Source organism: Streptomyces sp. NPDC007929, from assembly GCF_042959065.1.
GTDB lineage: Bacteria > Actinomycetota > Actinomycetes > Streptomycetales > Streptomycetaceae > Streptomyces.
The window spans coordinates 970201-996245 of record NZ_JBIBKD010000002.1 but is presented as its reverse complement, the minus strand read 5'-3'; the positions used below and the strand labels follow the sequence as shown (position 1 = coordinate 996245).

28 protein-coding genes are annotated in these 26045 nt (G+C 70.9%); 12 read left to right on the top strand and 16 right to left on the bottom strand.

Features of this window, described 5'->3' with window-relative positions:
• Positions 1–63: 63 nt before the first annotated feature.
• The 4 genes from ACFZDE_RS09325 to ACFZDE_RS09310 form a co-directional block, all read right to left on the bottom strand.
• A complete protein-coding gene (locus tag ACFZDE_RS09325; RefSeq protein ID WP_391198797.1) occupies positions 64–918 on the bottom strand; it encodes a Scr1 family TA system antitoxin-like transcriptional regulator in 855 nt (284 codons plus the stop codon).
• Between the two features lie 10 nt (positions 919–928).
• The gene (locus ACFZDE_RS09320) at positions 929–1453 is read right to left on the bottom strand and encodes a DUF6879 family protein (RefSeq protein ID WP_391198794.1); all 525 of its coding nucleotides are present in this window, start codon (positions 1451–1453) and stop codon (positions 929–931) included.
• Between the two features lie 558 nt (positions 1454–2011).
• Entirely contained in the window at positions 2012–2707 is a 696-nt protein-coding gene (locus tag ACFZDE_RS09315) for a transglycosylase SLT domain-containing protein (protein WP_391198791.1), read from the bottom strand.
• 20 nt (positions 2708–2727) lie between these two features.
• Positions 2728–3300: a hypothetical protein gene (locus ACFZDE_RS09310; RefSeq protein ID WP_391198789.1), complete on the bottom strand. Its 573-nt coding sequence runs from the start codon at positions 3298–3300 to the stop codon at positions 2728–2730.
• Positions 3301–4360: 1060 nt separating this feature from the next.
• Here ACFZDE_RS09310 and ACFZDE_RS09305 point away from each other — a divergent pair.
• A complete protein-coding gene (locus tag ACFZDE_RS09305; RefSeq protein WP_391198787.1) occupies positions 4361–4543 on the top strand; it encodes a hypothetical protein in 183 nt (60 codons plus the stop codon).
• 46 nt (positions 4544–4589) lie between these two features.
• Here ACFZDE_RS09305 and ACFZDE_RS09300 read toward each other — a convergent pair whose 3' ends face one another.
• From ACFZDE_RS09300 to npdG, 3 genes are all read right to left on the bottom strand, one after another.
• Positions 4590–6254, bottom strand: coding sequence for a recombinase family protein (locus tag ACFZDE_RS09300; protein WP_391198784.1), 1665 nt, complete (start codon positions 6252–6254; stop codon positions 4590–4592).
• 124 nt (positions 6255–6378) lie between these two features.
• Positions 6379–6558 carry a hypothetical protein gene (locus ACFZDE_RS09295; RefSeq protein ID WP_390997721.1) on the bottom strand — a complete coding sequence of 60 codons (180 nt, stop codon included), beginning with the start codon at positions 6556–6558 and terminating at the stop codon, positions 6379–6381.
• Positions 6559–6629: 71 nt separating this feature from the next.
• Complete coding sequence (gene npdG / locus ACFZDE_RS09290) at positions 6630–7349, bottom strand: NADPH-dependent F420 reductase (RefSeq protein WP_390997718.1); 720 nt, start codon at positions 7347–7349, stop codon at positions 6630–6632.
• A 145-nt stretch (positions 7350–7494) separates the two neighbouring features.
• Here npdG and ACFZDE_RS09285 point away from each other — a divergent pair, with 145 nt between their 5' ends.
• On the top strand, positions 7495–8103 hold the full coding sequence (locus ACFZDE_RS09285) for a hypothetical protein (RefSeq protein WP_390997716.1): 609 nt from the start codon (positions 7495–7497) through the stop codon (positions 8101–8103).
• A 782-nt stretch (positions 8104–8885) separates the two neighbouring features.
• Here ACFZDE_RS09285 and ACFZDE_RS09280 read toward each other — a convergent pair.
• On the bottom strand, positions 8886–9119 hold the full coding sequence (locus ACFZDE_RS09280; protein ID WP_390997713.1) for a hypothetical protein: 234 nt from the start codon (positions 9117–9119) through the stop codon (positions 8886–8888).
• A 57-nt stretch (positions 9120–9176) separates the two neighbouring features.
• Between ACFZDE_RS09280 and map the strand changes: the two genes are divergently transcribed.
• Entirely contained in the window at positions 9177–10034 is an 858-nt protein-coding gene (gene map / locus ACFZDE_RS09275) for a type I methionyl aminopeptidase (protein ID WP_142164330.1), read from the top strand.
• A gap of 105 nt (positions 10035–10139) precedes the next feature.
• The gene (locus ACFZDE_RS09270) at positions 10140–10787 is read left to right on the top strand and encodes a biliverdin-producing heme oxygenase (RefSeq protein WP_391198782.1); all 648 of its coding nucleotides are present in this window, start codon (positions 10140–10142) and stop codon (positions 10785–10787) included.
• Between the two features lie 85 nt (positions 10788–10872).
• Here ACFZDE_RS09270 and ACFZDE_RS09265 read toward each other — a convergent pair whose 3' ends face one another.
• Together ACFZDE_RS09265 and ACFZDE_RS09260 are read right to left on the bottom strand one after the other, a co-directional pair.
• The gene (locus tag ACFZDE_RS09265) at positions 10873–11079 is read right to left on the bottom strand and encodes a hypothetical protein (protein ID WP_390997707.1); all 207 of its coding nucleotides are present in this window, start codon (positions 11077–11079) and stop codon (positions 10873–10875) included.
• 98 nt (positions 11080–11177) lie between these two features.
• Positions 11178–11822, bottom strand: a complete 645-nt coding sequence (locus tag ACFZDE_RS09260; protein WP_391198779.1) for a PhzF family phenazine biosynthesis protein — start codon at positions 11820–11822, stop codon at positions 11178–11180.
• A gap of 163 nt (positions 11823–11985) precedes the next feature.
• On the opposite strand from ACFZDE_RS09260, the gene efeO reads away from it, so the two are divergent.
• From efeO to ACFZDE_RS09240, 4 genes are all read left to right on the top strand, one after another.
• Positions 11986–13134 carry an iron uptake system protein EfeO gene (gene efeO / locus ACFZDE_RS09255; protein ID WP_391198776.1) on the top strand — a complete coding sequence of 383 codons (1149 nt, stop codon included), beginning with the start codon at positions 11986–11988 and terminating at the stop codon, positions 13132–13134.
• Positions 13135–13136: 2 nt separating this feature from the next.
• The gene (efeB, locus tag ACFZDE_RS09250; RefSeq protein ID WP_391198773.1) at positions 13137–14375 is read left to right on the top strand and encodes an iron uptake transporter deferrochelatase/peroxidase subunit; all 1239 of its coding nucleotides are present in this window, start codon (positions 13137–13139) and stop codon (positions 14373–14375) included.
• A gap of 4 nt (positions 14376–14379) precedes the next feature.
• A complete protein-coding gene (efeU, locus tag ACFZDE_RS09245; RefSeq protein ID WP_391198770.1) occupies positions 14380–15213 on the top strand; it encodes an iron uptake transporter permease EfeU in 834 nt (277 codons plus the stop codon).
• Between the two features lie 451 nt (positions 15214–15664).
• A complete protein-coding gene (locus tag ACFZDE_RS09240) occupies positions 15665–16657 on the top strand; it encodes a hypothetical protein (RefSeq protein WP_391198767.1) in 993 nt (330 codons plus the stop codon).
• Between the two features lie 21 nt (positions 16658–16678).
• On the opposite strand, the gene ACFZDE_RS09235 is transcribed toward ACFZDE_RS09240, so the two are convergent.
• Complete coding sequence (locus ACFZDE_RS09235; RefSeq protein ID WP_390997684.1) at positions 16679–17425, bottom strand: bifunctional DNA primase/polymerase; 747 nt, start codon at positions 17423–17425, stop codon at positions 16679–16681.
• A 207-nt stretch (positions 17426–17632) separates the two neighbouring features.
• Between ACFZDE_RS09235 and ACFZDE_RS09230 the strand changes: the two genes are divergently transcribed.
• The gene (locus ACFZDE_RS09230) at positions 17633–18490 is read left to right on the top strand and encodes a glycerophosphodiester phosphodiesterase family protein (RefSeq protein ID WP_391198764.1); all 858 of its coding nucleotides are present in this window, start codon (positions 17633–17635) and stop codon (positions 18488–18490) included.
• Here ACFZDE_RS09230 and ACFZDE_RS09225 read toward each other — a convergent pair.
• Positions 18469–19110 (bottom strand): TetR/AcrR family transcriptional regulator C-terminal ligand-binding domain-containing protein, encoded by a 642-nt coding sequence (locus ACFZDE_RS09225; RefSeq protein WP_391198762.1) that lies wholly within the window; start codon positions 19108–19110, stop codon positions 18469–18471. The genes ACFZDE_RS09230 and ACFZDE_RS09225 overlap by 22 nt on opposite strands.
• Before the next feature lie 117 nt (positions 19111–19227).
• On the opposite strand from ACFZDE_RS09225, the gene ACFZDE_RS09220 reads away from it, so the two are divergent.
• Together ACFZDE_RS09220 and ACFZDE_RS09215 are read left to right on the top strand one after the other, a co-directional pair.
• Positions 19228–19437, top strand: a complete 210-nt coding sequence (locus tag ACFZDE_RS09220) for a DUF6243 family protein (RefSeq protein WP_390997677.1) — start codon at positions 19228–19230, stop codon at positions 19435–19437.
• Between the two features lie 131 nt (positions 19438–19568).
• Positions 19569–20945, top strand: coding sequence for a S28 family serine protease (locus tag ACFZDE_RS09215; RefSeq protein ID WP_391198759.1), 1377 nt, complete (start codon positions 19569–19571; stop codon positions 20943–20945).
• On the opposite strand, the gene ACFZDE_RS09210 is transcribed toward ACFZDE_RS09215, so the two are convergent.
• From ACFZDE_RS09210 to ACFZDE_RS09195, 4 genes are all read right to left on the bottom strand, one after another.
• On the bottom strand, positions 20912–21265 hold the full coding sequence (locus ACFZDE_RS09210) for a hypothetical protein (protein WP_390997671.1): 354 nt from the start codon (positions 21263–21265) through the stop codon (positions 20912–20914). The genes ACFZDE_RS09215 and ACFZDE_RS09210 overlap by 34 nt on opposite strands.
• 78 nt (positions 21266–21343) lie before the next feature.
• Positions 21344–22327 (bottom strand): small ribosomal subunit Rsm22 family protein, encoded by a 984-nt coding sequence (locus ACFZDE_RS09205; protein ID WP_391198757.1) that lies wholly within the window; start codon positions 22325–22327, stop codon positions 21344–21346.
• A gap of 46 nt (positions 22328–22373) precedes the next feature.
• Positions 22374–23552 carry a serine hydrolase gene (locus ACFZDE_RS09200; RefSeq protein ID WP_390997667.1) on the bottom strand — a complete coding sequence of 393 codons (1179 nt, stop codon included), beginning with the start codon at positions 23550–23552 and terminating at the stop codon, positions 22374–22376.
• Entirely contained in the window at positions 23495–24838 is a 1344-nt protein-coding gene (locus ACFZDE_RS09195; protein WP_391198754.1) for a Bcr/CflA family efflux MFS transporter, read from the bottom strand. Before ACFZDE_RS09195 ends, ACFZDE_RS09200 begins: the two co-directional genes overlap by 58 nt.
• A gap of 122 nt (positions 24839–24960) precedes the next feature.
• On the opposite strand from ACFZDE_RS09195, the gene ACFZDE_RS09190 reads away from it, so the two are divergent.
• Entirely contained in the window at positions 24961–25983 is a 1023-nt protein-coding gene (locus ACFZDE_RS09190; protein WP_391198751.1) for a Gfo/Idh/MocA family oxidoreductase, read from the top strand.
• Positions 25984–26045 lie beyond the last annotated feature (62 nt).

Genomic DNA, 26045 nt, shown 5'->3' with positions numbered 1-26045 from the left:
TCGTCGAAGGTAGGTGTGATGTGAATGGGAATTCCACGAGGTTCTATGAAGTTCTACGGCTCTTCAGTCGAGCGAATCAATCGCGGCTGAGATACGCGACCGCGCTTCCGCGCCGTACACAGCTAGACCCGCCATCTCCTCGAAGGCGTGGGCATACTGCGTGATCTCTCCGGGCGTCGTCACCGTTATGGCTGCCGTAAGCAGTTCAACATGGACACGGTTCTCGTCGAAGACCGTGAACGTCTCCAACGTCCACATCCCCCGGGGGCGCCCGGTGGGGACGATGCCGACGGAGACGGAGGGGAGCGCCATGGCGGACAGCAGGTAACCCAACTGACCGGCCATCGTCGCGGCGTCGCCCACGACGTGGCGAAGGACGGACTCCTCCAGGACGATGGCGAACCGATGCCCACCCTCACGGATGATGTGCGACCGCTCCACCCGGGCCTCTGCTGCGTCAGCGACGTCGCCAGGGGCTCCGTGGAAGTTCGCGATGGTGCCGAGCAGCGCGGCGGCGTACTCGTAGGTCTGGAGGAACCCGGGGATCACACTGGAGCTGTACACGCGGAAGGTTCGCGTGCGCTCGTACAGCGGGATGCGGGACTCTTGCAGCCGTCGCAGGCCGGTGCGCTGGACACGCTTCCACTCCAGATACATGGAGTCGGCCGTGCGGTTGGCTGCGAGGAGATCCGGGATCTTGTCCTCTGCGTCGCACGCGCGGCAGAAAACCCGGATGTCGTCGTCTGTCGGAGGGGTCGTTGCGCTCTGGAGCCGCGACACCTTCGAGGGCTGCCAACCTGCGCGGGCAGCGACCTCCCTACCCGTCAGACCCGCATCACGCCGGATCTCGCGGAGTTGTTCCGCGATGGCTCGACGTGCGGCGTCAAGGGCCGTTGAAGGGTAGGGAGGTTGCGTCACTGGGCGTCGCTCAGATCCGGTAGTCCTCGTGCGGGATGGCGCGCTCCCACACGGCTTCGAACGTTTCCGCATGGCGCTTCACGACGTCGGCCGCGTCGCACATGAAGTCCTCGACGAACCGTCCGTCGCCTGCGAACAGACTGAAGCGGATGAGCCGGTCATCGAAGATCCAGAGGTCGTTTCCGGGGAGGAGCAAGTCCGACGCGAGGCGGCGAGGCAGCCACCGGACGTCTTCGCCGGCCGCAAGGTTCTGCGGCGTGCATGAGTGCTCGTACCGGATGTACTCACTGACGGGCTCCGAGACGATCCGGGCTCGACGCAAGCTGACGCCACGACTCACAGCGTCGGCCACGGAGTCGTGAAAGCCGTTCCACCACGACGACCGGTCGTCGAGGTCGTACTCCCACCCGTCGCGCCATGCGGCAAAGTCGGCGTCCTCCTCCACAACTCCGTAGACGTCCCGCGTCTCCAGGTGGACCGCGGAGCGCTGACAGCCGGCGAGGAGCTCAGCGAACGGGGGCACGTTCTGCGGCATCGAGCGCCTCCCTGATCTGCTGCGCCATGCGGACGGGCAGTCGGACGACTGCCTCCGTGTCGGGGATAGGCCCCGTCTTCAGGCATTCTGCCTGGAGTGCCTCGTCCGCCTTCCATCCTTGGAAGACGAACTCCTGCCTCTCCTTGTCCAGGAACACCGTAGGGCAGTGATCCCCATTCGTTTCCGGGTCCTTGCCGAAGCTAGTGAGCGCCATAGTGGCCTCCGTCGTCACGCGGGTTGCGCAATGTTCTACGACCATCCCGCCGGAGGGTGGTGTTGCGCAAGAGCGCCTAGAGCCAACCCGCGTGGCGCATGCGACGTTGCCAGGCCCGGCCGTGCTCCGGCGCGCAGTAGAGCTTGACGCGTCCCGCGCCAGGCTGCTGCTCGACGTCTGCCTTGCAGTGCGGGCAAGTGATGCTCTGGTTCTTCGCCGACTGTCCAAGGATGGTGCTCCTCCTGAAGTCATAGGAACGCCCCACGGACCATGTCGGCCCGCGGGGTGTGGGTAGGGAGTGTGCGAACCGCCCCGTCCATGGCGGAGGGGCGGCTAGGTGTTCGTCAGACGTTGCGGCCGTAGTGCATGTCGCGCGCAAGGGCGTCGTCGTGGACGACCATGCGTTCGTCAACGATGTCAGTCAGCTCACGGGCGCCCACGTAAACGTGGTTTTCGATGACTGGGGAGAGCGTCGTCGCACCGCCGCTCTTCGCGCCGCGGATGTCCGCCCACTGCTGAGCAGTGAAGACTGGCTCCGGGCGTCCCGTCCCGTTCGCGACGAGGTGCAAGCCGGGGTCGATCATGCCCCCGTCGTCGAACCACGTTGGCTCGACACGGCCACCCATCGCGTAGCCGGCAGGCGGCATGTTCGCGTTGGCCTGCTGGACGTTCGTGATGTTGCCGTACCGGGCGACGATGTAGCGAATGGACGCCGCCACATTCGCCACCGGGTCCAGGATCCCGCGGGAGCGCAGGGACGCCGGGACGTAGGAGTTGAACGTGGGCGGGATCGTCTGGGCGAGCCCCTGAGACGGGACGCCGTTCTTGGCGTTGATGTCCCAGTTGTTGCGGGCGTTCGGATTCCAGCCGGACTCACGCATGATCAGCGTATTCATGCCGCGGAGCCACTGCTCGACAGTGCCCGGTGGGGGCACGTGCGCGGCAGCCATGGCAGCGCGGATGATGCCTGCCCGCTCACCCGTCGGGATCGTCCCGCCGATGTTGCCGCCTCCGCCTCCACTGCTGCCCAGGGAGGTCACGGCGTCGACGATCTTGTCCTTCAGCCACCGACCATCTTCACGGGGAACTTCGCGAGCGTGGCGCCCAGTCCCCCGACGTCGAGGTTCGACTTCACCTTGTCGAGGATCGGCTTTATGAGCTTCGCCCAAACCTTCGACGGATTGGCGATCAGATCAGCGCCCGTCTTCGCCCAGTCGATTCCCTTGGAGACTGCACCGCTGACCTTGTCGCGAGTCCAGTCCCAGGCGTCGCCCAGGGCTCCGACGATGCCTCCGTCGGCGAATCGCTGAACGCCCGGGATTTCACCCGTGGCGTTCATATAGGCGAGCTTATCGAACCCGATCTTCTCAGCGCTCTCACGGCGAATAATGAACTCGTTTTCCATCGCCAAGATCGGGATCGAGTCCACCCCAGGGATGCCGCCTCGCGTTCTTCCGCCCCGGGCAAACCTCTGCGGGGCTTCGAGGAGCTTCGGAGCATTCGAGAGCGGGTCAAGGCCGACGAAGTCAGCTACTTTGTCCCCCGGGAGATCCTGAGCTCCGTCACGGCGTCGACGAGGCGACCTCTTGAATGTGCCCGGTCGCTTGCACTCGGGCATGTCGCGATAAGGCATGTTGAATCCTCCTATGGAACGCAAAGAGCCCCGGGCAAGCCACTCCTCCACCAGGCGGGCAGGGCACGGGTAGTCGGGTAGCTGACCCGTGCGTGTGTCCACGCCTCGTGCCTCGTCGCGCATGCGCTGTGCGCGCTGCTCTCGACGTCCCATCAGTCGGGCCTCACTGTGTGGGGTGGCTCACCGATGACCCAGCGCATGCGCTCCATCGAAGCGGGTGTGAGACCCAGGTCGTTCATCAGGGCGCGTTGCTCGCCGATCAGTTGGGCACTCACGCGGCCCGACCCAAGGATGGTCGACGTCGCCACTACAAGGGCAGCGACGGCAGGGAAGACACCGTCGTCCCACGCGTGTGCGGCCGGCGTCCTCCACAGCTCCCGCCAGTGCTGCTCTTCGGCGCCCGTCCACGTCCGCCCTGGCGGCATCGGTGGCGGGTCGTCCTGACAACCGTCAGGCGGGAGGTAGGTGACGACGCGTTCGTCGGCACGGTGCCGCGAGTGGCGTGCGGCGGGGTTGGGCTTCGGCCCGGGCCTTCCGCGGGATGCGCACCCCGGGCACACCGACACGGTCCAGCCGTCGACGGACCGCACCGGAGCGGCCTCCGGGTCGTCCTCCCCACAGTGCCCGCAGGTGGTGTTGACGTCGTACTCGTAGACGTCATCCAATACGGCGTGCACATGTCGGCGAGGAGTGCCTCACAGCCCAGCGCGGCCGACTCGAACGTCTCCGACCACCCATCGGCGAGCACAACCGCCTCGTACTCCGTCGGGTCGTACTCGCGACCGGTGGCGACGACGGTGGGGAAGCGGAGACGGTCGCTGACGTCGCAGGCGAAGGCAGTGAGGTCGGCCAGAGCGTCAGCGGTGCTCGTGTTGCCGACGACGAGGACGAAGGGGGTCTTCTGCGTCAGATGGAAGCTCCTCTATAGAGGACGAGCGCCCCGTGTGTGATCTGCCAGGATGCCTCAGGGCCTTCGTCCGGATAGGTGGTTAACCACCTTCGACGCCTCGATAGCGGCATAGGGTCGACAGGTGGTCAACCACCCTGGCAGACTGCCGTTATGGCCAACGTCCACAAGCACAAGCTGCGCGGCATCCGCGGTATCGATGACGAGACATGGGACGCCTTCGACGAGGCGACCAAAGAGGCAGGAACGGACCGCTCAGCGGTCGTGCGCGCATGGGTGGACTACTACCTAGACCGCTCCGATAGGCTCCCTGAGCGACCGTCGGCCCGCGCATGATCAAAGCCCCTCCGGCCAGGCTGGAGGGGCTTTGTTGTGTGCTCCGTCAGTTGGCCAACTCAGCTGCTAGACCGTCGAGTTCCGCAGCAGCGTCAGCGAAGAACCCCGCCGTCACGTCGAACGACACCCGTGACTCGTCGAGCTTCCGCCACCCGCCCCGAGTGCCGCGCTTGACGCGGACCACGACACCACAGTCCAGCAGCAGCGCCCGGCGTTCAAGATCATCGCTCGCCTCCCACATCTGCGCGTAGGTGGCGGTTTGCTCCTTGACGATGGTCTGCGCCTCCGTCTTCGGGCGCGCCTCCAGCTCCGCCAGGCGGGCGTCTAGGGCGTCGTGGAGCTCCTGCCATGCCGCAATCGCCGCGCGGGACTTCTGCTTACCGCGCTCCGCCAAGTGCGCCTTAAAGTCTGCCTCCGTCTCCTCGATTTCCGGCGCAGGGTCGTAACCCGGAATCGTGACGTGCTCCAGCACGCGCACACCCCCGAGCTTCCGCAGGAACTCCCGCTCCGTGTACTCCTCCGCCCAAGACTGCTTGATGGATGACGGGGCGGGGCACTGGAAGCCGGGGCTGAAGGCCTGGCAGACGTAGTTCTGCACCTTCGTCCGGCGTTGGAGGTACATGCGTCCGCCGCATCCGTCACACGTGAGCACACCCAAGAGGGGTGCGTTCGTGTCCTTACGCTCGACGGGCTGACGAGCTCGTGACGCGAAGAGCGCCGACACGTGATCGAACTCCTCGCGGGTAAGGATCGGCTCGTCTGTGAACGGGACAGGTACCCCGGTCTGCGTCTTACGGACGACCTGACCGTTGTAGGTCTTCCACCCGAGCATGGCGTGATCGGTGAGCATCCCCTTGATGATCGCGCCAGTCCACCCGCGCCGACTCTGCGCCGGCTCCTCCGCTTCGGCCTCAGCCTCGACTTCGTCGCTCAGTTCCGCGTCGGCCGACGTGGCAGTCTGAGCCTGGCGGAGTTCCTGCCGCTTCTTCGCCCAATACCGCCGGGGAGTGAGAACACCTTCCGACGTGAGCTCGATAGCGATTGCAGTCGGGGACTTCCCCTTTCCCGTGACGCTGCCTTCGCCTTTCAGGTCGCGGATGATTCGCTGTATGACCGACACGGCGTACTCGTCGGGCTTCAGCGTCCACCCTCCGCTTTCTAGACGCTGAGGCTCGTAACCGTACGGCGGTCGCCCGCCTTTCCACCGGTTCTCCATCTGCCGAATGGCAGCGTGCGCGCCGGTGACCCGTTCCTTGGTGCTCACGCGCTCCACTTGGGCCGCAAAGGCGAAGAGCATCATCATGAGCTCTGCCATGGGGTCCATGGGGTTTCGGAAATCGAAGATGAGTCGGCCGGCGTTGCCTACGCCCTCGTCGAAGACGAGCATCTTCCGATGCTCTTTCGCCCACTTGGCTAGGTCATGCATGTCCGACATCGACGCGATGGCGCGGTCGAAGCGCCACCAGACGATGGCGTCGTACTCGTCAGGGCGCGCAAGCCACTTACCCAACTGTGGGCGGGCGAACGGGCTGAACTTCAGCGCGGAGACGTCGAGGTCGACGGCTTCACGGAGGCCGTCCCCCTCCCCGAAGTCGATGTTCAGCGCTGCCGCGGACTTGTCGCCCGCCTCTCTCTGGCGCTCCACGCTGGTGGAGGAGTCAGTGAGCACGGGCAGACGGATAGCGCGCAGGCCGCGCAGTGGCTTTGCCATGAGGCCCCCTCTTGAGGACAGCATGGTACTGCACAGAGTGCACAGTCGTGCGTGTACTGCGGTCAGGAGCTGTACCGCTTCTGGCAGGGCTCGAACGAGTTCTGCTCGGTGGCTCCGTGAGGGGTCAGCCGGTGGCGGACTTCTGCTGCTTGGCGCGCTTGACGTAGTACCAGCACATGTTGGACGACAGGCCCGCCAGCAGCACCCACACGATCCCCAGGAAGCTGCCCCGGGTGAAGGAGACGACGGCGGCGGCCACGGAGAGGACGCAGACGATCAGGGCGTAGAGGCCGAGGCGGGGCATGGGGTGACTCCTGTCGGGGGACACTGCGGTACTGCTGGTGCCGTCCAGTGTCCCCCATGCGCCCCGACGGCTCACACGTCGGTGACGCGGAGCCCGGCGTGCGCCTTGTAGCGGCGGTTGACGGAGATCAGGTTCGCGACCAGGGACTCCACCTGGTGGGCGTTGCGCAGCCGCCCGGCGAAGATGCCGCGCATGCCCGGGATGCGTCCGGCCAGGGCCTGGACGATCTCCACATCCGCGCGGGCCTCTCCGAGCACCATCACGTCGGTGTCGATCTCGTCGATCTCCGGGTCCTGGAGCAGTACGGCCGACAGGTGGTGGAAGGCGGCGGTGACCCGGGAGTCCGGGAGCAGGGCGGCGGCCTGCTCGGCGGCGCTGCCCTCCTCGGGCTTGAGGGCGTAGGCGCCCTTCTTGTCGAAGCCGAGCGGGTTGACGCAGTCGACGACGAGCTTGCCGGAGAGTTCCTCGCGCAGGGATTCCAGGGTCTTGCCGTGGCCGTCCCACGGCACGGCGACGATCACGATGTCGCTGCGGCGCGCGGTCTCGGCGTTGTCGGCGCCCTCGACGCCGTGGCCGAGTTCCCCGGCGGCCGCCTGGGCGCGATCGGCCGCCCGCGAGCCGATGATCACCTTCTGGCCGGCCTTGGCGAGCCGGTAGGCCAGGCCCTTGCCCTGCGGCCCGGTTCCGCCGAGCACGCCGACCACGAGTCCGGAGACGTCGGGCAGGTCCCAGGGGTCCTTGGCGGGCGCCTTCTGGGCGTTGTCGGCGGCAGCACTGTCGGTAGAGGTCATGGCCCCGACTCTACGGCCGCGCCGCCGCCCCGGACGGGCCAGGTCGTTCGAGGGCGGTACGGATGACCGGTACGCCTCCCCAGCCCGGGCGAATGCGGGGTGAACTCCACGTCACGGGCGACCACTCGGGGCAGGATGCGGTCCCATGGATGCGGTACGGGTCGCGCTGCTGCGGGAAGTGCTCGCCGGGACGGAGTGGCTGGGGGCCACCCGGCGGTTCGCCGGGGCGCTGCGCGGCTCGGTGGTGTCGCACGGCGGCGGGCTGCTGCTGGTCGGCACGCCGGAGTACGAGCCGTGGCACCTCGCCGCGCACCTGGTGGACGAGGCGGCCTGGTCGGGCACGCCGGAGCTGGCCCCGACGCTGGTACGGCACCACGCCCGCCCCTCGGATCCGGCGCACCTGGCGGTCGGGCCGGGGCGGCTGGAGGCGGCCCGGCGGGGTGAGACGCTGCTGGTGGTCGCGCCCGAGGGGCCCGGGCCCGCCGCACCGCTTCTGGAACGGGTGTCCGACGCCCGCCGCGCCGGAGTGACGATCCTGGCCCTCGGCCCCGGCCGGGGCGAGCTTCCGTCCCTGGCGCACGAGACGCTGGCCGTCCCGGACGGTTCGGAACTGGACCTCGACACGGTGCAGCACCTGGTCAGCGCGGCAGCCGGGGAGAACGCCCTGCCGACCCCACGGGGCCGACGCCGGCTACGCGACCGGGTGGCCCGCCTGGCAGAACACCTGACAGCCCCACCACCCGCCCGCTGGTGACACCGACCGCCCCACTACCGGCACCGGGGCGCCCCGGACATCACGCCACCGAGACCGCGCCCCCAACCGGCCGCCAGGGGACCTGACAGCTCGGACATCACACCGCCAAGGCCACGCACCCCGGCCCCACACCGCCGGGGCGAGGACACCCCGGCATCGCACCGCCGGGGCGGGGCACCCCGGGCATCGCACCGCCGGGGCGGGGGGCACCCAGGATGTGGCACCGCCGGGGCGGGGCACCCCGGGCATCGCACCGCCGGGACGGGGCACCCAGGACGTCGCACCGCCGGGGCGGGGCACCCCGGCATCGCACCGCCGGGGCCACACAGCCCGGGCTTCCCACCGCCGGAGCCGGGGCAGCCAGGACGTCGCACCGCTGGGACGGGACACCCCGGGCATCGCGCCGCCGAACCCGAAACAACCCGAGCCTCCCGCCGAGGCCCACGCACCCCGGGCCCACCGCAGCCGGGGCCGGGACACCCCCGGGCCCTGCCACCGAGGCCGGAACGCCCCGGGCCTTATGCCGCCGAGGCCGGCGCAGCCCGGGTCTCCCGGCCCGGAGGCCGCTGCAACCCGGGCACACCGCAGCTGGGGCCAATGCACCCCGGTATCACGCCGTCGAGGCCGCGGCGGCCCGGGTAGCGTGCCGACTGGGCCGGGTCAGCCCGAATCTCTTACCGTCGCAGCCGCAGCATCGCTCACATCGCGAACGTCCGAGGGCGGGGCGCGCCGGGGGCCGGGTGTCGTGAACGCCCGGGCCGTCGGGGCCCGGGCGTTGGGGGTCAGCTCTCGGCGTCCCTCGTGCCTGTCGGGGCGTCGTGCCAGTTGGGGTCGTTCTCCCACTGGAGGTTGCGCTCGCGGGCGGTCTCCATCGCGTGTTCGGCCTCCGTGCGGGAGGCGTACGGCCCGAACCGGTCCTTGCCGGGGCACTCCGGCCCCTCTTCGACCTTCTTGTGCTCCAGGCAGTAGTACCACTCGCCCGGCTTGCCGACCGTGCGCTTCTTGAACAGGGCCATGACCAGCTCCTCTCGCCATCGACATGTTCCCCCATCCCCGCTGGTTAGACTCGCTGCATGTCTGGCCAGTCGCTGCTCGTCCCGGGGGAGCTGTCCCCCACCCGTTCCGTGCCCGGAAACATCCGTCGCCCCGAGTACGTCGGCAAGCCCGCGCCGACGCCGTACACCGGACCGGAGGTGCAGACGCCCGAGACGATCGAGGCGATGCGCGTGGCCGGCCGGATCGCGGCCCGGGCGATGGCGGAGGCCGCGAAGCTGATCTCCCCAGGGGTGACCACGGACGAGTTGGACCGGGTCGCGCACGAGTACATGTGCGACCACGGCGCCTACCCCTCGACGCTGGGCTACCGCGGCTTCCCGAAGTCGCTGTGCACCAGCGTCAACGAGGTCATCTGCCACGGCATCCCGGACTCGACGGTCCTGCGCGACGGCGACATCGTCAACCTCGACGTGACGGCGTACATCGGCGGTGTGCACGGCGACAACAACGCCACCTATCTGGTGGGGGACGTCGACGAGGAGTCGCGGCTGCTGGTGGAGCGGACCCGGGAGTCCCTGGAGCGGGCGATCAAGGCGGTCAAGCCGGGTCGCCAGATCAACATCATCGGCCGGGTCATCGAGTCGTACGCCAAGCGCTTCGGCTACGGGGTGGTCCGGGACTTCACCGGGCACGGCATCAACTCGTCGTTCCACTCGGGCCTGATCATCCCGCACTACGACAGCCCGCACGCGACGACGGTCATCCAGCCCGGCATGACGTTCACGATCGAGCCGATGCTGACTCTCGGCACGCACGAGTACGACATGTGGGACGACGGCTGGACGGTCGTCACGAAGGACCGCAAGCGCACGGCCCAGTTCGAGCACACGCTGGTGGTGACGGACTCGGGCGCGGAGATCCTGACCCTGCCGTAACCCCGCCGCCCGCACGCCACCGCACGGCCCGTCCTCCCCCCGGGGGGCGGGCCGCGCCTTTCCGCACGCATGTTTTACCGACAGCACGTCGGGAAAAGTGTGCGCATGGAATCCTTCTCGACGCTCCTTCGGGCCGCTTCTCGCGAGCAGCACGAGGAGGCCAGGGGCTCGGCCTTCATCGGGGACCTGCTGGGGCACCGGCTGGAGGTCGAGGCGTTCGCGCGCTACACGGAGCAGCTGTGGTTCGTGTACGGCGCGCTGGAGTCCGGCGCCCGGCGGCTGGCCGCGGACCCGGTGGCCGGGCCCTTCATCCGTCCGGAGCTGTTCCGTCTGGCGGCGCTGGAGCGGGACCTGGAGCATCTGCGCGGCCCCGGATGGCGGAAGCAGGCCACCGCACTGCCGGCCACCCTGGAGTACGCGGAGCGGATCGCGGCGTGCGCCCGCACCTGGCCGGGCGGCTACATCGCCCACCACTACACCCGCTACCTGGGCGACCTCTCCGGCGGGCAGATCATCCGCGACACGGCCGAGAAGACATGGGGCTTTTCGAAGAGGGGCGACGGAGTCCGCTTCTACGTCTTCGAGGAGATCCCCAACCCGGCCGCCTTCAAGCGGACTTACTGCGAGCTGCTGGACGCGGTGCCCGGTGACGAGCTGGAGCGGCAGCGGATCGTGGCCGAGTGCAAGCGGGCGTACGGGCTGAACAACGCGATGTTCGAGGCGCTGAGCGAGGAGTTCCCGCTGACGGCGTGAACGGGCGGGGCCCCGCTCGCACGTGGCGAGGGGGCCCCGGTGCCGGCTCGGGAGAGAGCCGTGCCCGTCCTGCTCAGAGGTCGGATCAGATGTCGAACGGACCGTTGTGGCAGACGGCCCCGCCCCACTCGATCTCGGCGGTCTCGGCCTCGAGCTCACCGAAGTACGGGCTGCACGCGACGTGGTGGTCGTCGCGGTACTCCGCGTCGTCGTTGGCGAAGGCCGCGGCCGCGCCGGAGGCGGACAGGGCGGCGGTCAGGGCGACGACGGCCAGAGCGGATCGAATGCGCATGAGATTCCTCTCGCGGTGGTGCTTGGTCACGCCCACTGGTCCCCGTTCACCACCGCCCACACACGCTGTTCCACCCGTACGGGCGCGCTCCGTCCGGGTCAGCGTTCGAGGTGGACCCGGCCGCCGACCTCGGTCCATCCGCCCGGCTGGGGCGCGGTGAGGATCTGGGAGCCCGCGCCCTGGGTGATGTTGAGGGCCCGGCCCAGCCGGTCGGTGAGCAGCAGGGCCGCGGCCCCGGTCGCCTCGTCCTCGTCGATGCCGTCGTCCCGGCCGGGGAAGGCCCGGGCCCGGATCCGCCCGGCGGGCTCGTCCTCCCATGCCCAGGCGTACACCCACTCCCCCGGCGGCGGCACGACCAGGTCGTCGACCTCGGCGGCGCTGGCGTACCGGCGCAGGGTCCGTGGCGGCACCCACTCCGCCCGGGCCTCGATCCAGCAGAACTCCCCGTCCTGGCGGGCCCCGACCACTCCGGCGGGCGTGCGAAGCTCGGGCACGTCGAGCAGCCACGCCGTCCCGACGCAGGGGTGCCCGGCGAAGGGCAGCCGCAGCGTGGGCGTGTAGATGTCGATCACTCCGCGCTCGGGGTCGTCGACGAACACGGTCTCGCTGAACCCGGTCTTCGCGGCGAACGCCTGCCGCTCGTCCGGCTCGGGCATCACGGACCCCTCGCGCACGACCCCGAGCTCGTTGCCGTAGCCACCGTTCGGCCCGCAGAAGACGCGGAGCACGTCGTAGTCAGTCACGGGAGGCATTCTTGCCGGTCAGGGACGTGCGACGGTGCGGCAGGGGGCGTGATGCCACCTTTGACCCTCCCTTGACCCAACCATGACGGCGATTTTGAGCCACTTAAGCCATTCTTATGTGCTGCCTTAGGTGAGCCTCACCTACCTCTTCCCTGGAGCCCTCATGCGACCCGCTCGTCCCGCTTACGCCGTCATCGCCGCCGCGGCGGCCCTGGCCGCCGTCACCGGCTGCACCGAGAAGAGCGACGCCAAGGACGGCGACCACGTCATCAACGTGACGGCGACGGACGACAAGTGCCAGGTGTCGAAGAAGGAGTTCCCGGCCGGGCACGTCGAGCTGGCCATCGAGAACAAGGGCTCCAAGGTCACCGAGGTCTACGTCCTCTTCCCCGACGACCGGGTCGTCACCGAGCGGGAGAACATAGGCCCCGGCACCAAGCAGCGGGTCACCGCCGAGGTGAAGGCCGGCGACTACCAGATCGCGTGCAAGCCCGGCATGAAGGGCGACGGCATCCGGCAGGCCGTCAAGGCCACCGGCGGCAAGGCCGTCAAGCGCGACCCGCGCCTGGACAAGGCCGTCGCCGACTACCGCGCCTACGTCCAGCAGCAGGCCGACGAGACCCTGCCGCTCGCCGAGACCTTCGCCAAGGCCGTCAAGGCCGGTGACGTCGAGGCCGCGAAGAAGGCCTACGCCCCCTCCCGGATCGGCTGGGAGCGCACCGAGCCGGTCGCCGAGTCCTTCGGCGACATCGACCCCAAGGTCGACGTCCGCGAGGACGGTCTGGAGGACGGCCAGGACCCGGCCACCGACTGGACGGGCTGGCACCGCCTGGAGAAGGCCCTCTGGCAGGACAAGAAGATCGGCGCCCGCGAGAAGGACCTCGCCGACCTGCTGATCAAGGACCTGAAGGACTGGCAGAACCGGGTCGGCAAGGCGGAGATCACCCCCACCTCCATGGCCAACGGCGCCAAGGAACTCCTCGACGAGGTCGCCACCGGCAAGGTCACCGGCGAGGAGGAGCGCTACTCGCACACCGACCTGGTCGACTTCAAGGCCAACGTCGAGGGCGCGCAGAAGTCCTACGACCTGCTGAAGCCGGTCGCCAAGGAGAACGACGCGGCCCTCGTCACCGAACTCGACGAGCAGTTCGCGGCCCTGGACAAGCTGCTCGACCAGTACCGCCCGAGCACCACGTCGTACGACTTCACCTCCTACGACAAGGTCGGCAAGGCCGACCGCAAGGAGCTCTCGGACGCGGTCAACGCCCTGGCTGAGCCGCTGTCCCAGCTCGCCGCGGCCGTGGTGAAGTAACCATGACGGACACCAACTCCCCCTCCCCCAGCCGCCGTTCCCTGCTCGGCTGGGGCGGCGCGGGCCTGGCGCTCGGCGCGGCCGCGACAGGCGGAGCGGTGGCGATGGCCCGCACCGGGGACGACACCGCACCGGCGGCCGGCTCGGCGATCGCCTTCCACGGCCCCCACCAGGCGGGCATCGCCACCCCGGTCCAGGACCGTCTGCACTTCGCCGCGTTCGACGTGACGACCGACGACCGCGAGGCCTTCGTCCAGCTGCTGAAGGACTGGACGGCGGCGGCCCGGCGCATGACGGCCGGACACGCGGTCGGCGAGGGCGCGTTCGGCGGCCTGGCCGAGGCGCCCCCGGACGACACCGGCGAGGCGCTCGGCCTGAAGCCCTCCCGCCTGACCCTCACGATCGGCTTCGGCCCGTCCCTGTTCGGGAAGTTCGGCCTCGCGGACCGCCGCCCGGAGGCCCTGGTCGACCTGCCGAGGTTCGCGGGCGACAACCTCGACAAGAACCGCAGCGGCGGCGACCTGTGCGTCCAGGCCTGCGCCGACGACCCCCAGGTCGCGGTCCACGCCGTCCGCAACCTGGCCCGCATCGGCTTCGGCAAGGTCGTCGTCAAGTGGTCGCAGCTCGGCTTCGGCAAGACCTCCTCCACCACGCCCGAGGCCCAGACCCCGCGCAACCTGATGGGCTTCAAGGACGGCACCCGCAACATCGCGGGCACCGAGACGGACCGCCTGAAGAAGTTCGTCTGGGTGGACGGCACGGACGGCCCGCCCTGGATGGTGGGCGGCAGCTACCTGGTGGCCCGCCGCATCCGCATGCACATCGAGACCTGGGACCGCACCTCGCTGCAGGAGCAGGAGGACATCTTCGGCCGTGACAAGGGCGAGGGCGCCCCGGTCGGCAAGGCCAAGGAGCGCGACGAGCCGTTCCTGAAGGCGATGAAGCCCGACGCGCATGTGCGGCTGGCGCACCCCGACACCAACCACGGGGCGACGATCCTGCGCCGCGGCTACTCCTTCACCGACGGCACGGACGGCCTCGGCCGCCTGGACGCGGGCCTGTTCTTCCTGGCCTACCAGCGTGACGTGCGCGAGGGTTTCATCCCCATCCAGCGCAGCCTGGCCGCGGACGCGCTCAACGAGTACATCCAGCACGTGGGTTCGGCGCTGTTCGCCGTGCCGCCGGGCGTCCGCGACAAGGACGACTGGTGGGGCCGGACGCTGTTCTCGAAGGAGGCCTGAGCCGGTGTTCTCCAACTACCTGATCGGTCTGCGCGAGGGCCTGGAGGCGAGCCTCGTCGTCTGCATCCTCATCGCCTACCTGGTCAAGACGGGCCGCAGGGACGCCCTGAAGCCGATCTGGGCCGGGATCGCCGTCGCCGTCGCCCTCGCGTTCGGCTTCGGCTGCGCCCTCGAATTCGGCTCGCAGGAACTGACGTTCCAGGCGCAGGAGGCGCTGGGCGGATCTCTCTCCATCCTCGCGGTCGGCCTGGTGACGTGGATGGTGTTCTGGATGCGCCGTACGGCCCGCCACCTCAAGTCGGAACTGCACGGCCGGCTCGACGCGGCCCTCGCGATGGGCACCGGGGCGCTGGTCGCGACGGCGTTCCTCGCGGTGGGCCGGGAGGGGCTGGAGACGGCCCTGTTCGTCTGGGCGTCGGTCCACGCGGCGAGCGACGGCACGCCCCGCCCGCTGCTCGGCGTGGCCCTGGGCCTCCTCACGGCGGTCCTGCTGGGCTGGCTGTTCTACCGCGGCGCGCTGCGCATCAATCTGGCGAAGTTCTTCACGTGGACCGGCGGCATGCTGGTGGTCGTGGCGGCGGGTGTCCTCGCGTACGGCGTCCACGACCTCCAGGAGGCCGACTTCCTGCCGGGCCTGACGGCGAAGGCGTTCGACATCTCCGACACGATCCCCCCGGACAGCTGGTACGGCACCCTCCTCAAGGGCGTCCTCAACTTCCAGCCCGACCCCACGACCCTCCAAGTAGCGGTCTGGCTCCTGTACTTGATCCCCACCCTGGCCCTGTTCCTGGCCCCGACCAGGACCGCGACCCCAACCCCCGTACGCGACAAGGCGTAACAACGCACCGCCGCTGACACTGAGACCGGGTGAGTCCGCAGCCCGGCGGAGCGGGGTGCCGCTGCGCCCACCCGTGCCGCCCTTAGCGGCACGCATGCCCGCAGCTGGGCGGCTGCGCGCGCCCGCCGCCAGGCGCAGCCGGGGCCGCTGCGGACGACGCGCAGCGAAGCGCGCCCGCAGCCGCCGTCGGACGTAAGGGGTCGTGTCGGGGGGTGTCCGCCCGCAGCGGTTGGCGCGTCAACGGACAGTGAGTCGGTACGCAACCCCATCGCGCCGTTCCGAGGACGGACACCCCCCGGCGCGGCCCCGACCCACCACCGGCGTCAGGCACGGGGCGCGCCCCACCCAGCGCGTCAGCCGATGAGAACGCGCACCCCCACCCCACCCCCGCCCAACCGCCGGAGGCACCCGGTAGGGTTCGCCTCCGGAAAGGGGAAGGTGAAGGTACCCGATGAGCAGGGATCGCGACCCTCGAACGCTCCGCAGGCCCGCCCGGAGCGCCCTCATAGCGGCCTCGGCGACCGCTTTGTCGCTGGCGGCCAGTGGATGCGTCGTCGTGCACGGCGAACGGGAGATCCTCCCGTCCACGACCCGCGCCGAAGCCGCCAAGGCCCTGCAGGAGTTCACGGCCGCGTACAACGCGGCCGACAAGGCCTACGACGGCAGCCTGGACGCCGATCACACCACCGGCGCCCTCGCCGACATCGACTCGGCCCGTCTGAAGGCCGGCCGGGCCAACAACCCGGACGGCAACCCCAGCCACACCCCGCTGACGCTGACGGACGCGAAGTTCACCATCCCCAAGAAGGCCGGCTGGCCCCGCTGGTTCGTCGTGGACGCCGCCGGCAACAAGGGCGGCACCGCCCGCTGGCTCCTGGTGTTCACCCGCAGCAGCCTGGACGACCCGTTCCAGGTGGCGTACCTGACGCTCGTCGCCCCGGGCAAGGTCCCGCGGTTCAAGAAGGACGCCGACGGTTGGGCCGAGTCTGTCCCGGTCAAGTCGACCGACCTGGCCACCGACCCCGGCGACCTGAGCAGCTCGTACGCGACGTATCTGAAGAGCGGCGGCGAGACATTCGCGGACGGCGCTCACACCAGCCAGTGGCGTGCCCTGCGCGAGAAGAACGGCAAAAGGCCGGGCATGGTCACCCAGTACATCGACGAGCCGCTGACGAACGGCGACTACGCTCCGCTGGCGCTGCGCACGACCGACGGCGGGGCGCTGGTGTTCTTCACCACGCGCCACTACGAGAAGCAGACCGCCTACGCGGGTACGTCCGTGCCCACCCCGAACAAGGACGTCCTCGCCCTGACGAAGGGCGAGATCAAGCAGTCCCTCACGATGGAGTTCGTCTCCAACGAGGTGGCGCTGGACCCCAAGGGCCCGGGCAAGGTGACGATCCTGGGGCGGATCCAGGGCATGACCTCGGCGGAAGGCTCGTAACCCGGAGACCGCCTGCCGGCATCAGTGCCGCAGCGGCCAGCCCGCCCCCGCGGCGTGATCGTCGGCGCCGCCCTCGTCGACATACCGTCCGCACACCTCCGTGAGCACCTCCAGCAGGCTCAGCGGATCCGGCAGCGCGTGCTCCGGCCCCCGCACCCACCGCACGGCCTGGCCCTCACCGGGCAGCATCGCCGGCGGCACGAGGACGTAGGAGCCCCGGCAGTGCCAGCGCAGCCCGGGGTGCTCGTCCGCCGTCTCGGGGTGACAGTCCAGTTCGCACGGCCACCACTCGTCCTCGTCCTCGGGCGTACCGCGGGTGAGGGTGAAGAACAGCAGGCGCCCGTCGTCACTCTCGGCGACCGGTCCGACCTCGACACCGGCGGCGAGCAGCCGCTCCAACGCGTCGCGACCGGCGTCGAGGGGCACGTCGAGGACGTCGTGCACCATGCCGGTCGCGGTGATGAAGTTGGCCTGCGGCTGATGGCGGGCCCAGCGCTCGATCTGGGCGTGGTCGGTGGTCGACTGCGTCTGCCAGGCGAAGGACACCGGGTGCCGGGCGGGGGTGGGACAGCCGACCCGGTCGCAGGAGCAGCGGTACCCGGCCGCCGGGTGGGCCGCGGGCGCCAGCGGCAGTCCCGCGTCGGCGGCGGCGAGCAGCAGGGCCTCACGGCCGCCGTCCCCGGCGGTCTCCTTGGGCCGGCGCCCGGCGCGCAGCCACTGGGTGAGTCTGCCCTGCAGGCCGCTCCGGCCGCCGAACTCCGCGCTCATCTATCCCCTCGCCTCGCCGTCGTGCGCACCAGCATGCCTCATCGTCCCATCTTTGCGCGCACCGGGGGGCCAGTGCCCACATCCAGGACAGGAGGGACGCAACGTACAGGGGGCGCCCGATGGGAGGAGAAACGGCGATCCCCGCTGTCGGCATGATCGGGTGTCATTGCCCGCTTTGACATGACATGGCGTCCTACCGTGGTCGCCATGGTCACAAGGATCGCGCTGACGGGTCTGGCCTCCATGGCTTCCGTGGTCTCGCTGACCCTCACGGGCCCCGGCGGCCGCTCCCCGGCGCCGCTGGAGTGGGGCGCGGGCCCGCTGACGGTGGCGGCCCTGCCGAGGATCACGTACGTGGCGCACCGCGGCGGCGCCCGCGAGGTCCCCGAGAACAGCATGGCGGGGCTGACGACCGCCTATGAGCGGGGGACGGCGCAGGTGCTGGACTTCGACACCCGGCTGCTGCGCGACGGCACGCCGGTGGTGTTCCACGACGAGACCCTGAACCGCACCACCTACCTCGGCGGCGCGGTGGCGGGCCTGGACGCCCGGGAGTGGCAGGGCGTACGGCTGCGCCCGAAGGACCGGCTCCCGGGGAGCTGGCGCTCGGAGCGGCCGCCGACGGTCGCCGAGGTGCTGGATCGTTTCGGCGGGCGGATCGTGCTGATGCTGGAAGCCAAGGACCCGCGGAGCCTGGACCGGCTGGCCGAGCTGATCCGGGCCCGCGGCCTGACCCGCTCGGTGTTCGTGAACACCAACGACCCGGAGGTGGCCCGGCGCGTCCACCGCCTCGGGCTGCTGACGCAGTTGTGGCGCTCGGCGGAGCAGCTGCGCACCGACCGCCCGGAGCGCTGGCGGTCGTTCGTGGACCTGCTGGACGTGGACCACCGGGCGCACGACGCGGATCTGGTGCGGGCGGTGAACTCGGGGATCGCGCGGGTGTGGGCGCACACCGTGCTGACGGACGCGCAGCGGGACCGGGTGCTGGCGCTGGGCTGCGGCGGCGTGATCACGGACGCGCCGGGGCGGCTGGCCCGGGCCGCTCAGCGCGGGGCGAGGCCGTGAAGGGCGTAGTCGACGAGGGTGTCGGTGTACTCGTGGGAGATGGGGCCGGTGTGCTGGAGCCAGCGCTGGGCGAGCGGGGAGATGAAGAACTCCAGGGCGATGCGCGGGTCGATCTCGGGGCGCACCTGTCCGGCGGCCTGCGCGGCGCGCAGCCGGTCGATGTAGAGGTCGAGTGAGGGCTGCATCAGCTTGGCGACGAGCTCGCGCCCGAGCTGCTCGTTGACGACGCCTTCGGCGGCCAGCGCCCGCGAGGGCGCCTCGAACCTCGGGTCGCGCAGTTCGTCGACGGTGGCGCGCAGGACGGCCTTGATGTCGGCGGCGAGGTCGCCGGTGTCCGGGAAGGCGTACGGCACCGACCCCGCCTCCTCCACGGACTGCTCGGCCAGGTCGAGGAACGCCTCCATCAGGACGTCCGCCTTGGACGACCACCACCGGTAGATCGTCTGCTTGCCGACACCGGCGCGGGCGGCGATGCCCTCGATGGTGGTCTTGGGGTAGCCCACCTCGACGACGAGCGCGAGGGCAGCGTCGTAGATGGCTCGGCGGGACTTCTCGCTGCGCCGGGTGGAGTCGGGGGCGGGCTTGGCGGGGGCGGGCTGGGTGGATTTCTGGACGGCCATGGGCCGAATTTATCAGGTTGACAAGACGGAACGTCTCGCGGACAGTGGAGCGACAAGCACGAGACGAACCGTCTCGTTGCGATAAGCGGTAGCGAGTGACCACGGAAGGAGCCCGAGATGACCCGAGGCGGAGCCGGAAACATGCTGGGCGTCGGCGGATCGCGTAAGAACCTCGGCCGCAGGGAGTTGCGCGGCGGCGGCCGGGGCGGCCGGATCGGCGGCGGCCTCGACCCCCAGGCCCAGAAGCGCGAACTGCTGCGCAAGCTCCAGGAGAGCCGGCGGCAGCAGGACGTACGGGAGGAGGGCACGGCGGGCGAGACGTCGTGAGACTCCCCCGTGCGAGGGAGGGCCCACCCCCGCGCGCGGGATCCTCCCGGGCGGTGGGACGGATGTACTGAGGCGGTCGCGGCCCGCGACCGGCGGACATCCGCCCCACGGACACCCGGGAGGCTCGGCTCATGAGCGCATGGACCAGACGACGGCTGCTCAGCTCGGCGGCCACGGCCCTGCCGGCGGCCGGTCTCGCCGTCACGCCCGCGCCGCCCGCGCGGGCGGCGCGGGCGGCGGCGACGGGCCGTCCCGGTGCCGCCGATGTGGCGGACGCCCTGCGCGCGCTGCCCGGGCTGCGCCTGATCGAGGAGCGGCACGACGCCGAACCGGGCTACCGGCACTTCGTGTTGGGCCTGCGCCAGCCGGTCGACCACACCGATCCCGCCGCCGGTACCTTCGAGCAGCGCCTCACCCTGCTGCACAGCGCCGCCGACCGCCCCACCGTGCTGTTCAGCACCGGCTACCACGCGGTCCTCACCCCCCGGCGGAGCGAACCGGCGGTCCTGCTCGGCGCCAATCAACTCCAGGTCGAGCACCGCTACTTCGGGACCTCGCGCCCGGCGGGCTCCGGCTACGCGCACCTCACCGTCCGGCAGGCGGCCGACGACCACCACCGCGTCGTACGGCTCTTCCGGCGGCTCTACCCCGGCGCGTGGATCTCCACCGGCGGCAGCAAGGGCGGCATGGCGAGCGTCTACCACCGCCGGTTCCATCCGCGGGACGTGGCGGGCACGGTGGTCTACTCGGCGCCGAACAACGTCGACGACCGCGACGACTCGGCGTACTTGCGTTTCCTTCGGACGGTCGGCACCCCCGCCGCCCGGAAGGCCCTGGAAGCGGTCCAGCGGGCGATCCTGCTGCGCCGGGCCGGCCTGGTCGCCCGCTACGGGGCCTGGGCGGCCGCCACCGGCGACACCTTCCGGCTCGTGGGCAGCGCCGACAAGGCCCTCGAAATCGCCGTCCTGCGCGTGCCGTTCATGTTCTGGCAGCGCGGCACACCGGCCGACGTCGCCGCGATCCCCGGCCCGGAGGCCACGCCCGAGGAGTTGTACGCCTGGCTGGACGACACGGCGGGGCTGGCGCTGTACGCCGACACGACCGCCCGGAACTACATCCCGTACTGGTACCAGATCGGCACGCAGTTGGGGTACGTGGGCTTCCCCACCGCCCACCTCGCCGACCTGCTCCGCCACCCCGGCGCCGCCGAGCCGCGCAGTTTCGTGCCCCGGGACGTCCCGCTGCGCTTCGACCCGGAGGCCATGCCCGACATCGACCGCTGGGTCCGCCGCCGGGGCAGTGGGCTGCTGTTCGTCAACGGCACCCAGGACCCCGCCGTCGCCGAGCACTTCCGGCCCGGGGGCCGGGACTCACGTGTGCTGTGGGTGCCGGGCGGGAACCACGGGGTCGGCCTCGCGGACCTGTCCCCCGCCGACCGGGCGTCGGCGGAGGACGCGTTGGTCCGCTGGGCGGGTCAGGAGTACTTCACGCACACGTTGGGCACGTAGCCCACGGTGCCGCGGTAGTTGACCTTGCGCCAGTAGTGGTAGCTGGCTATGCCGCAGGTGTTCTTGTACGAGCCGCCGTCGACGCCCTTGATGTCACAGCCCTTGGTGCCCTTGTACCAGAGGCGCAGGCTGGTGGACTTGGTGGTGGCCGACTTGCGGACGTGAACGGTCGACAGGGCCGTGAGGCTCTTGCACTTCGCCGTCGCCGCGACGGTGGTGAGGTCGTCGTTCCCGGTCGTCGCCGTGCCGTTGGCGCTCGGCACGAGGCCGGTCAGGGCCAGGGCCGCCACCGCCAGCGGAGCGATCAGCAGTTTCTTCACAGGTTCCTCCCGTTTTCAGTGGTACGCGTGGTGCACGCCCGAGGGCGCGGGTTGATCTTATGCGTACCTGACAGAAGCTCAGGAGGGTGGCCAGGGGTCTCCCCAGTCGGCGTCCCGGGCGGCCTTGTACAGGTCGCCGTGGCGCTTGGTGACGGTGGTGCGGCGCAGGGACGGTTCACTCTCGCACAGGTCGAGCAGGACCTGGCCCTTGCGGATCTGGGGGCGCCGGACGACCCGGTTGGCGGCCGGATCGACGGGGAAGCGGGCGGCGGCGACGTAGGCGAACTTCTCGTCCTCGTAGGCGAGGGAGCCGCCCTTGACCTGACGGTGCAGGGAGGAGCGGCTGACCCGGGCGGAGAAGTGGCACCAGTCGGTGCCGGGGACGATCGGGCAGGCGGCGCTGTGCGGGCAGGGGGCGGCGATCCGGAAGCCGGCTTCGATCAGCCGGTCCCGGGCCTCGATGAGGCGGCTGTAGCCGTCAGGGGTGCCGGGTTCGACGATCACGACGGCCTGGGCCGCGGCCGCGGCGGCGTCGACGAGGGCGGTGCGGTCGGCGGCGGTCAGCTCGTTGAGGACGTAGGAGACGGTGACGAGGTCCGTGCTCTCCAGGGTGAGTGCCCCGGTGATGCGGGCGCGCTGCCAGCGGACGTCCCTCAGCCCGGGGTCGGCCGCGGCGATCTCGCGCCCCAGGGCGAGCGCGGGCTCGGCCCAGTCGAGCACGGTGACGGGCCGCCGTCCGCCCCAGACGGCGCTCACGGCCCAGGCCGCGGCGCCGGTGCCCCCGCCGAGGTCGGTGTGCCCGCCGGGCACCCACTCCGGGGCGGCGTCCGCGAACGCCTCCAGCGCGCCGCGCACGGCCTCGAAGGTCGCGGGCATCCGGTAGGCGGCGTACGCGACGACATCGGCCCGGTCCCGCAGGATGGGCGCGTCGGTGGGGGTGTCCCCCCGATAGCTGGCGATCAGCCGCTCCACGGCCCGCGAGGCCTGCCGAGGCGGCAGCCCGTCAAGCAGACCGGCAAGAGCGGCCCGGAGGTTCTCGGCCGGGGATGCGGGGTCGTTCACCCGGCGATTCTACGAGGCGCCCGGGGGGCGACAGCTCCCGGCAGCGTCACCGGACGGCTCGGGCCAGGCGGGAGGCCGCGGCTGCTCTCGGGGCGTTGTCGGGGTGGCGGCGGCGGGGGTGGACCGCGTTGGTGAGGAGGACGAGGAAGGTGTCCGTGGCCGGGTCGAGGACGAGGGACGTGCCGGTGAAGCCGGTGTGGCCCGCCGCGCCGCGACCCGCCAGGTCGCCCATGAACCACGGCTGGTCGAGGGAGAAGCCGAGGCCCGGTGGGGTGAAGAGGAGCTCGACGAAGTCGGGGCCGAGGATACGGGCGGGTCCGTGGGAGCCGCCGGCGAGGAGGGTGCGGCAGAACACCGCGAGGTCCCGGCCGGTGGAGAACAGGCCCGCGTGCCCGGCCACTCCCCCGAGCGCCCAGGCGTTCTCGTCGTGCACCTCGCCCCGCAGCATCCCCCGGTCCACCTTGGCCCACGGGCGGCGCTGGTCCTCCGTCGCCGCCGCGCCCGGGCACGGCCCGAAGTCCGTCGACGTCATGCCCAGCGGCCGGGTGATGCCGTCGTGGACGAGGACGTCGAGCGTGCGCCCGGTGACGCGCTCCAGGACATGCTGGAGGAGCAGCATGTTCAGGTCGGAGTAACAGTACGTGCCCGGCACCCCGACCGGCGCCTCCGCCTGGAGCGCCGCAAGCCGCGCCGCGTCGTCGGCGCAGTCGTACAGCGGGAGTTCGGGCCGCAGCCCGGAGGTGTGGGTGAGCAGCTGCCGCACGGTGATGCCGTGCCGGGCGGCGGCGGTGAAGTCGGGCAGGTACGCCCCGGCCCGCGCGTCGATGCCGAGCGTGCCGCGCTCGATCTGCTGCACGGCGGCCACGGACGTGAACAGTTTCGTCAGGGACGCCAGGTCGAACGGCGTCTCGACGGTCATCGGGACGCGGTCCTGCGGCGGCAGCTCCACCCCGGTGTCGGTCTCGGGGTCGTAGGCCGCGTAACGCACGGCCCAGCCCACCGCCTCCTCGACGGCGATCACCGGGCCGCGTCCGACGACCAGGACGGCGCCGGGCGCCCAGGGGCGCTGCCCGGTGGTGAGGACATGGACCTCCCGGACGAGCTGACGCAGCTCCGCCGGGTCGAGCCCGGCCCGTTCCGGCGTGCCGTCGCGCAGTCTGGGTGCGCTCAGCTGACTGCCTCCTCCACGCTCGCGCGGCCGCTCTCCTTCTTCCAGGGTCGGCACATTCCCATGAAGCAGCCCAGTGCCACCAGTGCGGCGGCCAGTTGGACGACGGCCATCGGGAGGGCGGTGTCCTCCCCGGCGACGCCGACCAGCGGGGAGGCGACCGCGCCGATGAGGAAGGACGTGGTGCCGAGCAGGGCGGAGGCGGAGCCAGCCGCGTGCTTGGTGCGCATCAGGGCGAGGGCCTGCGTGTTGGGCAGGGCGATGCCCATCGCGGACATGAGCACGAACAGCGCGGCGGCGACCGGCACCAGACCGACCTCGCCGAAGACGCCCAGGGACATCAGCAGCAGCGCGGTCGCGGCGGTGATGACGATCGCCAGGCCGATGCCCAGGACCCGGTCGAGACTGACCCGGCCGACGAGGATCCTGCCGTTGATCTGGCCGACGACGACCAGCCCGACGGAGTTGACGCCGAACAGCAGGCTGAACGTCTGCGGGGAGGCGCCGTAGATCTCCTGGATGACGAAGGGCGAGGCCGAGATGTAGGCGAAGAGGGCGGCGAACGCGAAGCCGCCGGTGAGCATGTAGCCGGTGAAGGAGCGGTCGGCGAGCAGGCCGCGCATCGAGCGCAGGGCCTCACCGACCCCGCCGCCGTGCCGCTCGGCGGGCGCCAGGGTCTCGGGCAGCCGCGTCCAGACCAGCACGCCGATCAGCACGCCGATGACGGTGAGGACCGCGAACACGCCCCGCCAGTCCGTGACGCGCAGGATCTGCCCGCCGATCAGCGGCGCCACGATCGGGGCGACCCCGGAGATCAGCATGAGGGTGGAGAAGAAGCGGGCCATGGCCATGCCGTCGTAGAGGTCGCGGACGACGGCCCGGGCGATGACGATGGCGGCGGCGCCGGCCAGGCCCTGGGCCAGCCGGAGGGCCACCAGCAGCTCGACGGTGGGCGCGAGCGCGCACAGCACGGTGGCGACGACGAAGACGGCGAGCCCGGCGAGCAGCGGGCGGCGGCGGCCCCACCGGTCGCTCATCGGCCCGACCACGAGCTGCCCGAGCGCCATGCCGGCCAGGCAGGCGGTGAGCGTGAGCTGGACGGTGGCGGCCGGCGCGTGCAGGGAGCGGGTGACCTCCGGCAGGGACGGGAGGTACATGTCCATCGCCAGCGGGGGCACGGCGGTCAGGCTTCCCAGGAGGAAGGTGACCAGGAGCCCGGTGCGGCGCTGCGCCGTGCGGTCGGGCCGCTCCGCCCCGGCCGCGGCCTCCCGCGCGGTGTCCGGTTCCCCCTGCGCCGGCCCCTCCGGCGCGCTCTTCGATATGGACGCCCCACCCTCGGGCATGAGTCCCTCCCTCTCAAAGTCGATCGCCACCTATGCTCTCAGCTCGTACGGAATGCTCGTACAGCGGCTCGTACGACTGTTCGTACGGACGGCTCGGGGTCACGAGGTGGAGGCGGGGCGCGATGACGGCGGACACGGTGCGGTGGGGGATCCTGGCGACCGGCGGGATAGCGGGCGCGTTCACCGCTGACCTGATCGACCTGCCGGACGCGGAGGTCGTGGCGGTGGCATCACGCTCCGAGGCGTCGGCGAAGGCGTTCGCGGAGCGGTTCGGGATCCCCCGGGCCTACGGCGACTGGAACACCCTCGCGCAGGACGCGGACATCGATGTCGTCTACGTCGCCACCCCGCACACCGCGCACCGGTCGGCCGCCGGGCTGTGTCTCGCGGCCGGGCGGCACGTGCTGTGCGAGAAGCCCTTCACGCTGAACGTGGGCGAGGCGGAGGAACTTCTCGCGCTGGCGCGGGAGCACGGGCGCTTCCTGATGGAGGCGATGTGGATGTACTGCAACCCGCTGGTCCGGCGGCTGAAGGCGCTGGTCGACGACGGGGCGATCGGCGAGGTGCGCAGCGTCCAGGCCGACTTCGGGCTGGCCGGTCCGTTCCCGCCCTCGCACCGGCTGCGCGACCCGGAGCTGGGCGGCGGCGCGCTGCTGGATCTGGGCGTGTACCCGGTGTCGTTCGCGCAGTTGCTGCTCGGTGAGCCGTCGGACGTCGCCGCGCGTGGGGTGCTCTCCGAGGAGGGCGTGGACCTCCAGACGGCGGCGGTGCTCTCCTACGACAGCGGCGCGCTCGCCTCGGTGCACTGCTCCATCGTGGGCGGTACGGCGACCTCGGCCTCGGTGACCGGCTCCAAGGGCCGGATCGACATTCCGCACGGGTTCTTCTTCCCGGACCGTTTCGTCCTGCACCGGGACGGCCGTGACGCCGAGGAGTTCACGGCCGACCCGGCGGACGGGCCGCGCAACAGCATGCGCCACGAGGCGCTGGAGGTGATGCGGGCGGTGCGCGCGGGTGAGACCGAGTCGCCGCTGGTGCCGCTCGACGGCACGCTCGCGGTGATGCGGACGCTCGACGCGATCCGCGGCCGGGTCGGCGTCCGCTATCCCCACGAGACGGGCGAGCCGGACCTCACGCCCGCCTGACGCCTGGTCCCGATCGGGCGCCGGGGGGCTCCGTACGCCGTCGGGCGCGGGGGCGCTCCCGT

Excerpts from the sequence above, each read along its gene's own strand:
- ACFZDE_RS09320 (WP_391198794.1), bottom strand. The coding sequence starts at position 1,453 with ATGCCGCAGAACGTGCCCCCGTTCGCTGAGCTCCTCGCCGGCTGTCAG.
- ACFZDE_RS09310 (WP_391198789.1), bottom strand. The coding sequence starts at position 3,300 with ATGCCTTATCGCGACATGCCCGAGTGCAAGCGACCGGGCACATTCAAG.
- ACFZDE_RS09305 (WP_391198787.1), top strand. The coding sequence starts at position 4,361 with ATGGCCAACGTCCACAAGCACAAGCTGCGCGGCATCCGCGGTATCGAT.
- ACFZDE_RS09300 (WP_391198784.1), bottom strand. The coding sequence starts at position 6,254 with ATGGCAAAGCCACTGCGCGGCCTGCGCGCTATCCGTCTGCCCGTGCTC.
- ACFZDE_RS09295 (WP_390997721.1), bottom strand. The coding sequence starts at position 6,558 with ATGCCCCGCCTCGGCCTCTACGCCCTGATCGTCTGCGTCCTCTCCGTG.
- npdG (WP_390997718.1), bottom strand. The coding sequence starts at position 7,349 with ATGACCTCTACCGACAGTGCTGCCGCCGACAACGCCCAGAAGGCGCCC.
- ACFZDE_RS09285 (WP_390997716.1), top strand. The coding sequence starts at position 7,495 with ATGGATGCGGTACGGGTCGCGCTGCTGCGGGAAGTGCTCGCCGGGACG.
- ACFZDE_RS09280 (WP_390997713.1), bottom strand. The coding sequence starts at position 9,119 with ATGGCCCTGTTCAAGAAGCGCACGGTCGGCAAGCCGGGCGAGTGGTAC.
- map (WP_142164330.1), top strand. The coding sequence starts at position 9,177 with ATGTCTGGCCAGTCGCTGCTCGTCCCGGGGGAGCTGTCCCCCACCCGT.
- ACFZDE_RS09270 (WP_391198782.1), top strand. The coding sequence starts at position 10,140 with ATGGAATCCTTCTCGACGCTCCTTCGGGCCGCTTCTCGCGAGCAGCAC.
- ACFZDE_RS09265 (WP_390997707.1), bottom strand. The coding sequence starts at position 11,079 with ATGCGCATTCGATCCGCTCTGGCCGTCGTCGCCCTGACCGCCGCCCTG.
- efeO (WP_391198776.1), top strand. The coding sequence starts at position 11,986 with ATGCGACCCGCTCGTCCCGCTTACGCCGTCATCGCCGCCGCGGCGGCC.
- efeB (WP_391198773.1), top strand. The coding sequence starts at position 13,137 with ATGACGGACACCAACTCCCCCTCCCCCAGCCGCCGTTCCCTGCTCGGC.
- ACFZDE_RS09240 (WP_391198767.1), top strand. The coding sequence starts at position 15,665 with ATGAGCAGGGATCGCGACCCTCGAACGCTCCGCAGGCCCGCCCGGAGC.
- ACFZDE_RS09235 (WP_390997684.1), bottom strand. The coding sequence starts at position 17,425 with ATGAGCGCGGAGTTCGGCGGCCGGAGCGGCCTGCAGGGCAGACTCACC.
- ACFZDE_RS09230 (WP_391198764.1), top strand. The coding sequence starts at position 17,633 with ATGGTCACAAGGATCGCGCTGACGGGTCTGGCCTCCATGGCTTCCGTG.
- ACFZDE_RS09225 (WP_391198762.1), bottom strand. The coding sequence starts at position 19,110 with ATGGCCGTCCAGAAATCCACCCAGCCCGCCCCCGCCAAGCCCGCCCCC.
- ACFZDE_RS09220 (WP_390997677.1), top strand. The coding sequence starts at position 19,228 with ATGACCCGAGGCGGAGCCGGAAACATGCTGGGCGTCGGCGGATCGCGT.
- ACFZDE_RS09215 (WP_391198759.1), top strand. The coding sequence starts at position 19,569 with ATGAGCGCATGGACCAGACGACGGCTGCTCAGCTCGGCGGCCACGGCC.
- ACFZDE_RS09195 (WP_391198754.1), bottom strand. The coding sequence starts at position 24,838 with ATGCCCGAGGGTGGGGCGTCCATATCGAAGAGCGCGCCGGAGGGGCCG.
- ACFZDE_RS09190 (WP_391198751.1), top strand. The coding sequence starts at position 24,961 with ATGACGGCGGACACGGTGCGGTGGGGGATCCTGGCGACCGGCGGGATA.